Below are 13,086 nucleotides of genomic sequence, written 5' to 3' on the forward strand. Positions count from 1 at the left end.
GCGGCCGGACAGCTGCCGCACCATGGTCAGACCGCACTGAGGCCGCCATCCACCACCAACTGCTGGCCCGTGATGTAGGAGGCGCGGTCGGAGAGCAGGAACGTGACTGCCTCCGCCACCTCCCACGCGGTGCCCTGCCGGCGGAGTGGGATCCGCTCGAAGGACGCGGTCCTGGAGTTGCGTGCTGCTGATGCCTGACGGCCCATCGGGGTGTCGATCAGACCAGGTACGACCACGTTGGCGCGGATACGGCGCGCCCCTCCTTCCTTGGCGACATGCCGGGTCAGACCCACCAGACCCGCCTTGGAACTGTCGTAGGCGGGCGAGCCTGTGGCGGCGCGCAGCCCGGCGACGGATCCGATGAAGACGATCGCGCCGCCGCCGCTCATCGCCGGCAGGCCGTACTTCGCGGCAAGGAAGGGCGCGCGCAGATTGAGCGAGAGGACATGCTCCCAGTCCTCGGGCGAAGAGCCGGCCAAGCCGACGCCGAGCCCGATGCCCACGTTGACCACGAGCGCGTCCAGGCCACCGAGCTCGTGGGCTGCATCGGCGACCAGTGCGGCGGTCTGCTCGGGGTCGGTGGCATCAGCCACCAGGGCGACCCCCGGGGAACCCTCGGCGGTGACCAGCCGGGCGGTCGCCGCGGCCGCCTCGCGTGCGACGTCGGCGCAGGCCACACTCGCTCCCTCACGGGCGGCAAGGACGGATATAGCCCGCCCGTTGCCGACGGGTGCCTGCGGATCCCCGTCCGGACGGGTGCCCGCGCCGATCACCAGGAGCTTGCGGCCGGCCAGACGGCGCGGCTCCTTCTCCGGTCGCCGCTGCTCATCCATCGGCGCGCGCCTCCTTCCGGGTGCCGGTCCGGTCGAAGCCCGGTTCCAGCTGCACGCCGGCGGAGTTCAGGAAGAACGCCAGCATGTGGTACTGGCCGATGAGCATCGTGATCTCTATCAGCTCTGCCTCCTCGTAGTGGGACGCGAGCCCTTCCCAGGTCACGCCCGAAATCCGTGCGTCGTGGTGCAGCTGGTCGGCGGCTCGGAGCAGATGCCTCTCGAGGTCCGTCCATCCGGCGGCGTCCGGGCCCTGGGTGATGCGCCGGACGTCCGCGGCCGTGACGCCGGCGGCCTCGGCCAGCGGCAGATGGCGTCCCCACTCGTAGACGGCCCCGGTGTTGTGTGCGGTGCGCAGGATCAGCAGCTCCCTGATCCTTCCCGGCAACAGCCCGCTGCGGAGCAGCTGCCCGCCGAACGGCATGAACCGTGCGTAGAGGTCGGGGTGGCGGGCCATGGTGGTGAAGATGTTGGGCACCCGGCCTCCCGGGTCCCGCGGCGCGGTGGTGAGAAGTGCGCGCACCCCCGCGTCCCAGCGTGCCTCCGGCAGCGGCGCGACGCGGGGGAGGCGCCGGTCACCTCCGAGGCTGCCGTCGGGTGCGTCAGGTACCTCGTTCGTGACGTCGTCCATGCCCTCACATTAGAAACTGGCTGAACGTTTAGCAAGTGAATGGCCAATGGAGAGGCTGTGCCGGTACAGCACAGTCGAGGCTGGTGCACGGACGACCACCATGGCGTGGTGGCGTACAACTCACATGACCGTTTCACTGCTCGGGCCCGCGGCGCCGAGCTGCCTGCCGGAAGCATCGACGCCGCGGGCCCACGAGGAGCGATCGCTTCGATCACCTCCCGGTGATCGTGCCCCCGACCGCCCCGCTTCGAAGTCGGTCCGGCAGCAGCGGCTCCGTCCGTTCCGTCAGCGCGTCGGTCACCGGCACACCCGTCGTGCTCGGGGAAGGACTACCCGTAGGTGAGGCGCCGGCACTCCCGGTAGGACTTGCGGAAGGAGTCGGCGTCGGCGAGGCCGGGTCGCTCGGGCGGCCGGTGGAGGGGCTGGGGGCCGGCCTGGCCTTAACGGGTGGACGGGTGGTGGCTGCGGGAGCTCGGGGAGCCGCTGATTCCCGGGGAGGGGCGGTCGCCCGAGGGCGACCGGTCGGACCGCTGTTCCGGTCCCGGGCCCTTCCTCTGGCCGGGTGCGTGGCCGGACGTTCCGGTGAACCCGAGGCTTTCGGATGCTTCGTGACGTGGCCCTGGGGCTCCTCGTCGGGGATCGACCGCTCCGGGCTAGGCGCTGCGCTCGGGGTGCCGGCGGAGTGCTGGGGCAGCAGTGACGCGGCGGCCAGGCCGCCGAGCATGGCGAGGGCGGCCGCGGCGAGATTCCGGCCGCCGCGCTTCTTCGGTCGCGGCGGGCAGCGGTGCGAGCCCGCGGGCACATCGGCCGAGGACGCGGGGGACCAGGGAGGGTCGGGGGTCTCCGAGGAGCCCGGTCCCTCGCTGAAGAGGACCTCCAGCACCGTCGTGTCGACATCCGGAGCATCGACGCTCCGATCGCTCGGCGGTGCGGTGTCCGAGTCGTATGCCCCACACTCCGGGCACGTCACGGCGCCGTTGAGGACGCGGCGGCAGGGATAGCAGTAGTCCATGGGTTCGACCGCTCAGTGCGTGAGTCGCTGGAAGGAACCGTGGCCGGCCCGCCAGGCCGGGCAGCAGCCTGCGGCCGGACGCCGGTACCCGGTGACTTTCGGAAGGATCCTTGGCATGTGCGAACCTCACTCACTCACCGGTTTTCAGACGGTCACCGGTTACCGAGGTCAACGGGCCCGGGAGAGTCGGTGTTCAATCAGCGGCCGAAACGTGGGCTACGCAACTCCGCCGGTGTTGTAGCTGGTCACACGGCGCCCCGCTTCGGCCTCCGAGCCGGCAGCGGGATTGGACCATGGCATGACGGCCTGCTCACGCCTTCGCGGGCGCGAGCAGTACGTGGGGACCGGCACCGGCGGGTGGGCGCCGCCGGTGCCGGCTGTCGCCGCACCGGGTCGGCCGCACATGGGCCTGAGGGGCGGCGGGACTGCGCCTGGATCCGGCGGCAGCGCCGCCGGCCGGTCGCCCGCCTGGCGGTGCTGAGAGCCGAGGGCCGACGGGCGGGCGCTCGCGGCCGGTTTCCCCGGAGGCCTGGGAAAACGCGCAGGGGACCCCATCCGAGAATGCGGTCCCCTGGCGGCGGGTCAGGCCTGCTCGGTGATGTTGACCAGCCAGGTGACACCGAAGTTGTCCGTACACATGCCGAACACGTCGCCCCACATCTGCTTCTCCAGCGGGACCGCGACAGTGCCGTTCCCCGACAGCTTGTCCCAGTAGCCGCGCAGTTGGGCGGAGTCGTCGCCGCTCACGCTCACGGCGATGTGGTTCCCCCGCTTGTACTCCATCCCCGGCGGGGTGTCGGCGCCCATGAGCGTGAAGCCGCTGCCGGTCTCGAGCATGCTGTGCATGATCTTGTCGGCGGCGTCTTTGGCCTCCTTCTCGCCGAACTCGCCGAAGGTGTTCATCGTCAGCGTGCCGCCGAAGACACTCTTGTAGAACTCCATGGCCTGGCGCGCGTTGCCGTCGAAGCTGAGGTAGGGGTTGAGTCGAGAAGGCATGAGTGCTCCTTTCGTGACAAAAAGGTCAGTTCCGGCAGATTAGCGGTGTGCCGCCGGTGAGCGGGGCGACTCCCCGGCCGTCATGCCGCGGCCCCGGCGTCCGGCCGCTGTGCCGTCCGGTAGCGCAGCAGCACGATCCCCGAGGTGAACGGCCGGGTCTCGGCCAGGCGCAGCTTCCGGACGCCGGTCGTGTCCGAGAACAACTGGCGGCCGCGGCCGAGGACGACGGGGTGCACGAACAGGCGGTACTCGTCGACGAGTCCGGCTGCGATGAGGCCGGCCGTGAGCGTCATGCTGCCCGTTGTGACGATGTCCTGGCCCGGCGCGGATTTCAGTGCCCGCACCTCTTCCGCGAGGTCACCCCGCAGCACGGTGGTGTGCTCCCATGCGGGGTCGTCCAGCGTCCGGGAGACCACGTACTTCGACACGGTGTTCAGGTACGCGGAGACGCCGGTCGTGTCGTCGGTCCGCTTCGGCCAGTAACCGCGCATCTCCTCGAACGTCACCCGTCCGACCAGAAACGCGTCGGCGGCCGCCATCTGCTCGCGCAGTGCCGCCTCGAGGTCTGACCGGTCGCCTTCCGCACCGGCACCGGCCGGGTCGAACCAGCCCTCCGAGGCATCGATGACCCCGTCGAGCGTGATGTTCTCCGTGATGATCAGATCTCGCATGCTCGGCCTCCACGGTCCTGCGCCCCTGGAAGAAGGGACCACGCGGGCCGGCCGAACTCATCGGTGCGGCGGGTACGGATTGCCTTGCGCAGCCGGGGCCGCCCGCGGGCGGTGCCCCCGCGATCGCGGGGCCATGGCCGGCGGTCAGGGGTCCGCGCCGCTTTCGGGCTTCTCGTCAAGGGCTGACGCTTCAGTGCTTCTGCATTGTTGTACTTACTCGAGTTCCAGAAGTCGGGGCCCTGCGCCCTGAAGTGGACTTGACGCACGGAGCCGTGAATGGCCGCCTTCCAGAACTCTTGTTAGCGGGCGGCCAGTTGTGTAAGGGTGAGCTTCCTCACGTCCGAACAAGACTATTTTGATCAACCGTTCGAATTTCTCCGAGGGCGGCCCAACTCCAAAAGAGGGAGGCATCGCCCCCAAAGGTATGTACCAACAGGTGCGCACCTTTCGATCGGCTGCACGGCCACACCGACCGGGGCCGCCGACCCTTGCAACCCCCCACCGCAATGCCATGGATGGAAAGACGTCTATGCAGCACCCCCGTATGCCCGGGGCCGCACCTTACGTGCAGCCCAGCCACACTCCCGGAGTCTCCGACGAGGAACTCGCCGCCGCGCTGGGGAGCAGCGGAGGGACCAGGGAAGCCCATCCTGTCGCCACCCTGCTGGCGCGGCACTGGCAGTCCGTGTTCGATTACGCCTCGATCTGTTCCCCTTCATCGAATATCGCTTCGATGCTCACTACCGCGGCATTCGCCCAGCTGATGGAGAATCTCGCCTGTACCGGGGCATCGGTCGGCGCCCTGCGGCCGCATCTGCTGGTGACCACCCGTCATATCGCCAAAGCCTGGGCCTGCGACGAGCGCGTCGCGGCGTTGCTGACCGGACTTCTCATTCCCGAGCTGCCGCCCGAGAATAGGCAGCTCATCTCACGCGCTTTCTACTCAATGCCGCTGACGGCTCAGGTTCTGCTGTGGCACGCGGAGGTCGAGGGCGAGGGCATATCCGTACCGGCCGCTTTGCTGGGTATGGATCCCCGCATAGCGACGGACCAACTCGAGCAGGCGCGTGAACAGTTCCGGCAGGCCTGCGTCCGCGCCCACCGGGAGAGCGCCCCCGGCCACGAGTGCCGGCACTTCAACCGGCTGCTCGACGTATCGCTGCGGCGCGGTGGCGCGCTGATTCCCGACATCCAGCAGCATCTGGCGAGCTGCCGGCACTGCCGGTACGCGGCCGACCAGCTCCGGCAGTCCGGGGGCCGGCTGGGCCGGCTGCTCGCCGAGGCACTCCTCGGCCGGGCCGCCCAGCCGTATCTGGATTCGCGCCCCGGCCGGAACAACGCCAGGGCACAGGCACGGACCACCGTCCGCGCAACGGGCCGGCACTCCCGGTCCGGACGGGCCCGCGCCCTGCCCCGCATCGCGCTGAGGAGCAAGCGTGCCGCGATGACCGCCTCACCCCGGGTACTGGTCGCAGGGACCGCCGTCGCTGTGACAGGACTGCTCGCCCTCGGCCTGGTGGCGAGCGCCTGGTCGGACGAGGAGGAGCAGGCCGGTCCGGTCGTCCCCAGCGGCGCGGTCGCCAAACCGTCCGCCACGGCCCCCGCACCGGGCACCGGCACGGGCCGGCCGTCGGGCACCGCGCCGCAGCCGTCGGCGACCTCCGCCGCCCATCCGGACGTGCCGCTCAGCACCCGGTTGCGCAATGTCGAGTCCGGCCTGTGCCTCGACGTCCCCACCGGGGCGCCCGAGCCCGGCACGGACGTCACGATGGCGACCTGCTCGTCGGCTCCGGCCCAGAGGTGGGTGTACGAAAGGGACGGACGGGTGCGCAGCGCGCAGGCTCCCGAGCTGTGCCTGAACTCCCATGAGCTCGATGGCATCGTTGTCCTGGGTCCCTGTACGACCCCGGCCGCCCCTGATGCCGCCGACGTCCGCTACGACCTCACGATCCAGGGCCAGGTCATCCCGCGATGGAACGACGGCCTGGCCCTGATACCCGCGTCACCGGAACCGCAAAGCCCGGTGGTCGTCAAGGTCCGTGACGACTCCGCCGGCCAGATCTGGGCGACCGACGCCGTGCACAACGGGACCAAGCAGCAGTCGGGCACCGACGCGGCCTCTCCGTACGCCGAGGAGGTCAACCGCCCGGCGCCGGAGGGCGGGAGATGCGTCCCCGAGACGTGCCCGCAGGAGTCGCCGCCTGTCGGCGACGACGCGGCACCTGCCTCACGGGGCGCCTCCGTGGGCGGTGCCGCACAGGACCACAAGCCGGCCGATGCGGGCCTGCGCCGGGTCAGTGACGGCAATCCCGCGGCGCCGCAGCCGCGCACCTTCGAGCGGCCCGCGGTCGTCCCGGCCCCGGCGGGCCGGGTGGTCGGCCGGGTGGCGGCCACGTTGACGCGGGTGCCGTCGCCCCAGCGCCCCAAGGCGGAGGCGGCGCCCGCCCGGTAGGACGGGAAGAGAGCGAGGCGGCAGGGGCATACGGCCTACGGGGCCCGGGCGGCACCGGGTCCCGCGGCGCGGTCGGCAGGGAGCATGCCGCATGGCTCCGCCTGCCGCCCGGGTCGGCCCGCGCCCGCGGCTGCGATCAGACGAACTCCGGCATGTCACCCGCCGTCGTCTTGATGTCGATGACGGAGAACACCGCCCCCTGCGGGTCGGACACCGAGGCCCAACGTCCGAAAGGGCTGTCCTTCGGACCGTGGTGCACCTCGCCGCCCAGCCTGCCGACCGTGGCGATCGCCGCGTCGCAGTCCTCCACGCCGAAGTACACATTGACGAACGGGTGCATCTCGTGCGGGAAGTCGGCGGTCATCTTGAACCGGCCCGCGACCGGGGCCTCGTCGATGTACCACAGGCGGTAGTCGACCGACTCGTCCTTCATCCGCTTCACCGTGTACGGGAAGACCGCCGGGAAGAAGTGGTCGGCCTTCTCCACATCCCTTGTCGTGACCTCCGCCCAGCAGTACGCGCCGAGCTCGCCGATCTTCTCGAAACCCTCATGGCTGCCCGCCTGCCAGACACTGAAGTACACGCCGCTCGGGTCCTCCGCCGTGACCATCGTGCCGAAGTCGGCGACCGGCATCGGATCCATCAGCAGCGCACCGCCGTTGTCAGCGATCCTGCGGGCGGTGGCCGAGATGTCCGACGTGGCGAAGTAGAGATTCCAGGCCGGCGCGGTGTCCATGCCCGGCATCCGCGGGACGACCGCGGCCACGGCCTTGCCGTCCGACCGCGCCTGGGTGTAGCCGCCGAACTCCGTCGAGCCCTCGTCGAAGGTCCAGCCGAGCAACTCGCCGTAAAAGCTCTTCGCGGCCTCGACGTCGGGGAACATCGCGTCGGCCCAGCAGGGCGTGCCTTCGGGTAGCGCTGCCATGGTGTCCAAGCCTCCTGCTCGTCGATGTGCCTCCTGCTGCCAAGCTAGGCGGCGCACGGGCCCGCCGCCCCTCGAGCACCGCCCGGGCGTGTCCGCCTGGACACCGCCAGGTCCGTCCCGCCCCGGTCAGGACCGGGGCCCGTCGGCCTGACCTGTGTCCGGTCGTCGAGCCGATGGCCGAGGGAAAGGCCGAGCGAGTGGCCGCCGGGCCGCGGCGCGGCTCGGATGTCCGGCGCACCGCGGCCTCCGGCTCGCCGCGCGGACCCGGACGGCCTTGGTCGGGGAGACGGTGACCCGGTGACCGGCGGACGAGCCGGGGCACCATGAACTCGCCGCCTTCCTGCAGCCGGGCTTCATCCCGGCGACACCGGGCCGGCCGCGCTGTGCCCGGCCGCCTTGCTCCTGACCGCGTTGTCCCCGGTCGCTCAGTCGGCGGGCGGGCCCACCACCCCTCGTACGACCCCCAGTTCGACCAGGTCCTGAGGACGCAGCCGCAGCTGGTCCGCCGTCCGGGGCACCTCGCCGGGTTCGCGCTTGAGGATCGCCGCGGCGAGCTCCGGGGCGATGACGGAGAAGTAACTGTCCGGCGTCACCCAGGTGTTGCCGGGCGCGGCCAGCGCGAGGGCGCCGCCCGAGCCGCCCTCCCCGATGACCAGACTGGTCAGCGGGGTGCGGGCGGCGGCCATCGCCGCGAACAGCTCCGCGATCGCCGCCCCCGCGCCGGCCCGCTCGGCCGCGGCGTCGTTTGCCGCTCCCGGGGTGTCGATGAGGGTGAGCACGGGGATACGGAGCCGGTCGGCGAGCCGCACCACGCGCGCGGCGGTGCGGTATCCGGCGGGCACGGTCGGGGTGCCGCACTGCGCCACGTACGCCACCGGGCGGCCGTCCCGGATCCCGACACCGCACAGCATCCCGGGGTCGACGCCACCGCACCGGTCCCCGCGCAGCGGCTCGTGCCGGGTGAAGTACGCGTCGAGGTACGCCTCGCCCCGCGGCCGCCCCGGCTCACGGGCCTGCTGTACGGCGTCCCACCCGCTGTCCGGGAGCGAGGACCTGCCGAGGGCGTACGGAGGGGGTGCGGGCTCGATCCCGCGCGGGCCCGAGGCCCGGTGGTCGCGGGTCGTCCCGCTGCCCGCGCCGGGCGGTACCGCGTCGCCGGGCGAGACGGTACCGGCCGCCGCCCCGTCGCCCTGCGGCGCCGAGCTCAGCGCCGTGGCCCAGAACGTCACCGCCCCGCGCAGGTCCTCCGGGCGGACGATGGCGTCGATCTGGCCCGCCGCGAGCTGGCCTTCCGCGGTGTACGCCGCCGGGTCCGCGTCCGCGGGGCGTACCCGCGATCCCGCGAAGCCCACCTGGGCGCCCGGCAGGGCCAGGATGACGTCCGCGCCCGCGCCGAGCGTCGCCCAGCCGCCGCCTGTTGTCGGGTCGCGCACCACGGCGATGTGCGCCACTCCCGCCTCGCGCAGCAGCACCGACGCGCAGGCCACCCGCTGGAGCTGGGAGAGCGCGATCATGCCCTCCTGCATCCGGCTGCCGCCCGTGGCGATCAGCGAGACCAGCGGCAGCCGGCGCTCGCGCGCAAGGGTGTACGCCGTCTCCAGCCTGTCCCCGGCACGTTCGCTCAACGAGCCGCCCAGGAAGCCGAACTCGAAGGAGATCACCACGCACCGGCGGCCGTCGCCGAGTGTCGCCTCGCCGTACACGACGGATTCGGCGGAGCCGGTCCTGCGGGCCGCGCGGGCGCGGGCCGCGCCATAGCCCGCCCAGCCGATCGGCCCCTCGCCCTCGGCCGGCAGATCCGCGACGTCATGCTCCGTGAAGGCGTCACAGATCAGCGCGATCGCCTCACGTGCGGCCATCCGCTCGGCCATGTCAGCCTCCCCAGCCGTGAAGGGCCCGCTTCATGATCTTGCCCATGTCGTTGCGCGGCAGAGTGTCGAGGTAGCGCACTTCGCGCGGCCGCTTGTGCGGTGCGAGCTGGGATGCCACATGGGCCGCCAACTCCTGTGCCGACGGCGGCCCCTCGGGATCGGCCGCCACGATCCAGGCGACCACCCGCTCACCCAGATCCGCGTCCGGTTCGCCCGTGACCGCGGCCTCGCGCACGCCTGGGTGGTCCAGGAGCACGTTCTCGATCTCGCCGGCCCCGATCTTGTAACCGCCGCTCTTGATCAGATCGGTGGCCTTGCGGCCGACGATGCGCACGTACCCGTCCGGGTCGCGCACAGCCATGTCCCCTGTGCGGAACCAGTCCCCGTCGAAAGCCGCGGCCGTCGCGTCGGGGCGGTTCAGATACCCGGTGAACAGGTTCTCGCCGCGTACCTGGATCTCACCGATCGTCTCGCCGTCCAGCGCGGTGATCTCCGTGCCGTCCTCTTCCACCAGCCGCAGCGACACCCCGCGCAGTGGCACCCCGACCGTGCCCGGCCGGGCCTCGCCGTCCATCCGGACGCTGGTGTTCATCAGTGTCTCGGTCATGCCGTACCGCTCGATGACCCGCCGGCCGGTCGCCGCGGCGATCCGCTCGTGGTCCGGCAGCGGCAGGGCGGCCGACCCGGACACCAGCAGCCGCGCACCCGCCAGAGCCTTGGAGAGTTCCGGGTCGTCGTCGAGCGCCTCGGCCAGCCGGTGGTACATCGTCGGTACGCCGAACAGCATGGTGCCGCCGCCGGTGAGCTCCCGCGCCACGCCTTCGGGTGTGAACCGGCCCAGGTGCCGCACTTCGCCGCCGCGGCGCAGCGGCCCGAGGATGCCCAGGATCAGGCCGTGCACATGGAACAAGGGCAGGGCATGGACGAGTACGTCGTCGGCGCTCCACTGCCAGGCGTCCTGGAGCGCGTCCAACGTGGCCGCGACAGCCCGGCGCGGCAGTACCGCTCCCTTCGGCGGTCCGGTGGTCCCCGAGGTATAGACGATCAGGGCGGGTGAGCCGGGATCCGCCTCCTGCCGCGGTGGCGGCGCCTGCGCCGCAGAACCGGACACCGGGATCTCGATGCGTTCCAACGCGCCGAGCGCCGCGGGCAGTTCGTCGCCCGGAGCGACCAGTACGGCGCACGGCGCGCTGTCGGCGACCACGTGCGCAAGCTCCCGCTCGCCGGTCCGTGGATTCAGCGGCACGACCGGTGCTCCGGCCCGCAGCGCCCCCACGACACCGACCGCGGTCTCCAGCGTCGGCGTGGCCCACAGGGCGACCGCCCCCAGGCCGTCGGCCGGGGCGACCCCCGCCACGCTTCGCCGGGCACCGGAGATCCGGCCCGCGACTGCGCCCGCTACGTCGGCCAACTGCCCGTAGGTGAGGGACCGTTCCCCGAAACGCAGGGCGATCCGCTCCCGGCCTTCGGCCGAGCGGACCCCCCTCTCGCTTCCTTCGGAGCCGGCGGCCCTGGCGTCCAGTGCCGGAAAGAGGGAACCCACTCGTCGTCCTCCTTGAGTCGCATGCTCTCGGACCATCTCGGATCATTGTGTCTCCCCCGCGTGGGGGAGAGGGCGGAACACCTGCTCCGTCTGCGGACCGATGTGCCGGGCCGCCGGATTCGGCAGGATCGTGTCCGGCGGGGGAGCAGCGGCGGCCCGCCGCCCGGTCGGCATCCACGGGGGACCGCGACCGGGCGACGGGCGGCTCCGTCGGCACCGGGCCGACAGCTGCGTGAGGCCGATCGAGTACGTCTCTTCGCGCCGTGGACGGCGCCGCTCACCGGCGGCGGTACGAACCCGCCGGGGCCGGGTCGACGACGCTGCCGCTCGCCGTGCCGAGAGCCGCGGCCATGCCCGGCAGCGCGATCCCGCCGCCCGGCTCGGCTGCGGGCCGAAGCCCCGCATGATCGCCGTCAGCGCCGCGAGGCCCGGCGCCGCCGAGGTCACGGGCGCGGGGTGGACCGGGTCGGACAGCCGACCGACCCGGCGCGGGCGCGATCCGCCGGAGGGGGCCACGGCGATCAGCGCGAACCCGGCGGCCCTGGTGCCGACTTCGGGCGCGCCGAGTTCACGGAAAGTCAGGAGGTCAGGGCGGCGACGGGGCACGGGGCACGCCGAGTTGCTCCGTACGGGCGGGTTGTTCAGGGCAGCGGCAGCGCGACCTTCACGGCGTACACGGCGACGAACCCGTAGCCGATCCGGAAGGTCCACGCGTGGGTTTTGTCCGAGATACGAGCCCCCGCGAGGCCGCTGACGGCGACGAGCAGTTGCTGCCACGCCATCGACGCGACGAACACTCCGGCGACGAACACCGAACCGGCGACGCCGCGCAGGGTCGCGCCCTGGGCGGTGGTCAGCGCGGCGAAGTAGAGGGCGGTGGTGGGGTTGATGAGGGTGAGCGCGGCGAATCGCGCGAAAACGCGCGCCGGGGTGGCGGCGCCTGCCCGCCGGCAGGCCTTCGCCCGGGTCCGCGGGGCGCTTGTGCGCCCGGGCGCGGCTGCCCGCGCAGGGGTCCCGGTCTCGCCGGTCGCGATCGAAGGGCTTCCCGCCCGGCGAGGTCCGGTGCTCGCGGCCGGGACCGAGGCGTCTTCCGCCTCCGTCGTCGCGCCCGGGCGCGACCGGGTGTCCCCGGGGCCGGGTTCCGGGGCCGCCGGCCGCGGCCCTTCACGCCGGCCGGGTCTCCCTGCCCGCGCGGCGGCGGCGTCGGCTGCGGCACTCCCACCCTGGCGCGCACCGGGGCGGGGCCGGGCGTCCCGGGGCCGGCCCGTGGCTGTGGCCGCGGCGCCCGTGGGATGCCGTGACGCCCACAGGCCCCGCGCCGCGATCACGGTCAGGATCGCCGCCGACACCAGGCGGACCCAGGCCTCCACGCCCGAGAGGGCCGAGGCGACAAGGGGGCCGAGGCCGGTGGCCACCGCCGCGTACGCCAGGTCGGCCGAAGCCACCGCGGCCGCCGCGGCCATCGCGCCGCGGCGGTCGCGCATGGCCTCCTGGACCAGCAGCACGCCCATCGCCCCCACGGGCATCGCCACACCCAGGCCGGCCACCGCGCCCGCCGTCGCTGTCGTCCATATCTCCGTCATGGCCACACTGTCGGAGCCCGGCTGCCGCTCACGCGGTCGGATTACGGCCCGGACTGCGACAATCGCGGTATGGACAGCCTCGACAGTGAAATCCTCGGTGTGCTGCGCGAGGATGCGCGGATCTCCTACCGCGATCTCGGTGTCCGGGTCGGCCTCAGTGCCAATGCCGCCGCCGACCGGGTGCGCCGGATGCGCCGAGAGGGGGTCATCCGCGGTTTCACCACCCTCGTCGACCCCACCGCCGACTCGCGCGCGGGTCTTGTCGTCTTCATCGACATCACCTTGCGCCTCGACACGACGAACGAGGAGTTCGAGCGGGTCGTGCTCAGACTTCCGGGTATCACCGAAGTCGTCCATGTCACCGGCGCGTACGACTATCTCGTACGGGCCAGAGCCGCCGATCCCGCCGAACTGGACGCACTGCTGCGCACCCTCAAGCGCGACGCCGGTGTCGCCCAGTCGAGCACCCGGATCGCCCTGCGGGCCGCAACCGGGGGGCCTGTCAGGTAACCGGTTCGTGGAACCCCCGCGTCCCGGAACCACCCTGGGGCACCCCGGACGATCGGGGGGCG

At 72.3% G+C, this 13,086-nt stretch carries 10 protein-coding genes; 2 read left to right on the forward strand and 8 right to left on the reverse strand.

Annotation, left to right across the window (positions count from 1 at the left end; all coding sequences use genetic code 11):
• Positions 1-26 precede the first annotated feature (26 nt).
• The 4 genes from ACFYWI_RS32045 to ACFYWI_RS32060 all read right to left on the reverse strand — a co-directional run bounded on the left by ACFYWI_RS32045 (position 27) and on the right by ACFYWI_RS32060 (position 4,140).
• Positions 27-833: an SDR family NAD(P)-dependent oxidoreductase gene (locus ACFYWI_RS32045; RefSeq protein WP_389239260.1), complete on the reverse strand. Its 807-nt coding sequence runs from the start codon at positions 831-833 to the stop codon at positions 27-29.
• Positions 826-1,461 carry a carboxymuconolactone decarboxylase family protein gene (locus ACFYWI_RS32050; RefSeq protein WP_389239261.1) on the reverse strand — a complete coding sequence of 212 codons (636 nt, stop codon included), beginning with the start codon at positions 1,459-1,461 and terminating at the stop codon, positions 826-828. The genes ACFYWI_RS32045 and ACFYWI_RS32050 overlap by 8 nt, the downstream gene beginning before the upstream one ends.
• Positions 1,462-3,055: 1,594 nt before the next feature.
• Complete coding sequence (locus ACFYWI_RS32055) at positions 3,056-3,469, reverse strand: VOC family protein (RefSeq protein ID WP_389239262.1); 414 nt, start codon at positions 3,467-3,469, stop codon at positions 3,056-3,058.
• An 80-nt stretch (positions 3,470-3,549) separates the two neighbouring features.
• Entirely contained in the window at positions 3,550-4,140 is a 591-nt protein-coding gene (locus ACFYWI_RS32060; RefSeq protein WP_389239263.1) for a dihydrofolate reductase family protein, read from the reverse strand.
• Between the two features lie 529 nt (positions 4,141-4,669).
• On the opposite strand from ACFYWI_RS32060, the gene ACFYWI_RS32065 reads away from it, so the two are divergent.
• Positions 4,670-6,592, forward strand: coding sequence for a ricin-type beta-trefoil lectin domain protein (locus tag ACFYWI_RS32065; RefSeq protein WP_389239264.1), 1,923 nt, complete (start codon positions 4,670-4,672; stop codon positions 6,590-6,592).
• Between the two features lie 136 nt (positions 6,593-6,728).
• Here the strand turns inward: ACFYWI_RS32065 and ACFYWI_RS32070 are convergent, their stop codons facing one another.
• The 4 genes from ACFYWI_RS32070 to ACFYWI_RS32085 all read right to left on the reverse strand — a co-directional run bounded on the left by ACFYWI_RS32070 (position 6,729) and on the right by ACFYWI_RS32085 (position 12,514).
• A complete protein-coding gene (locus tag ACFYWI_RS32070) occupies positions 6,729-7,517 on the reverse strand; it encodes a VOC family protein (RefSeq protein WP_389239265.1) in 789 nt (262 codons plus the stop codon).
• A 425-nt stretch (positions 7,518-7,942) separates the two neighbouring features.
• Positions 7,943-9,388, reverse strand: coding sequence for a carboxyl transferase domain-containing protein (locus ACFYWI_RS32075; protein WP_389239266.1), 1,446 nt, complete (start codon positions 9,386-9,388; stop codon positions 7,943-7,945).
• A 1-nt stretch (position 9,389) separates the two neighbouring features.
• Positions 9,390-10,931 (reverse strand): acyl-CoA synthetase, encoded by a 1,542-nt coding sequence (locus ACFYWI_RS32080; RefSeq protein WP_389239267.1) that lies wholly within the window; start codon positions 10,929-10,931, stop codon positions 9,390-9,392.
• A 641-nt stretch (positions 10,932-11,572) separates the two neighbouring features.
• Positions 11,573-12,514 (reverse strand): hypothetical protein, encoded by a 942-nt coding sequence (locus ACFYWI_RS32085; protein WP_389239268.1) that lies wholly within the window; start codon positions 12,512-12,514, stop codon positions 11,573-11,575.
• Between the two features lie 69 nt (positions 12,515-12,583).
• On the opposite strand from ACFYWI_RS32085, the gene ACFYWI_RS32090 reads away from it, so the two are divergent.
• Positions 12,584-13,024: an Lrp/AsnC family transcriptional regulator gene (locus tag ACFYWI_RS32090; protein ID WP_389239269.1), complete on the forward strand. Its 441-nt coding sequence runs from the start codon at positions 12,584-12,586 to the stop codon at positions 13,022-13,024.
• The last annotated feature ends 62 nt before the right edge of the window (positions 13,025-13,086 follow it).

The sequence above is a fragment of the Streptomyces sp. NPDC002889 genome, assembly GCF_042888425.1.
Lineage (GTDB): Bacteria > Actinomycetota > Actinomycetes > Streptomycetales > Streptomycetaceae > Streptomyces.

Coding starts and splice junctions, on each gene's coding strand:
- ACFYWI_RS32055 (WP_389239262.1), bottom strand. CDS start 3,469: ATGCCTTCTCGACTCAACCCCTACCTCAGCTTCGACGGCAACGCGCGC.
- ACFYWI_RS32045 (WP_389239260.1), bottom strand. CDS start 833: ATGGATGAGCAGCGGCGACCGGAGAAGGAGCCGCGCCGTCTGGCCGGC.
- ACFYWI_RS32075 (WP_389239266.1), bottom strand. CDS start 9,388: ATGGCCGAGCGGATGGCCGCACGTGAGGCGATCGCGCTGATCTGTGAC.
- ACFYWI_RS32070 (WP_389239265.1), bottom strand. CDS start 7,517: ATGGCAGCGCTACCCGAAGGCACGCCCTGCTGGGCCGACGCGATGTTC.
- ACFYWI_RS32050 (WP_389239261.1), bottom strand. CDS start 1,461: ATGGACGACGTCACGAACGAGGTACCTGACGCACCCGACGGCAGCCTC.
- ACFYWI_RS32085 (WP_389239268.1), bottom strand. CDS start 12,514: ATGACGGAGATATGGACGACAGCGACGGCGGGCGCGGTGGCCGGCCTG.
- ACFYWI_RS32065 (WP_389239264.1), top strand. CDS start 4,670: ATGCAGCACCCCCGTATGCCCGGGGCCGCACCTTACGTGCAGCCCAGC.
- ACFYWI_RS32090 (WP_389239269.1), top strand. CDS start 12,584: ATGGACAGCCTCGACAGTGAAATCCTCGGTGTGCTGCGCGAGGATGCG.
- ACFYWI_RS32060 (WP_389239263.1), bottom strand. CDS start 4,140: ATGCGAGATCTGATCATCACGGAGAACATCACGCTCGACGGGGTCATC.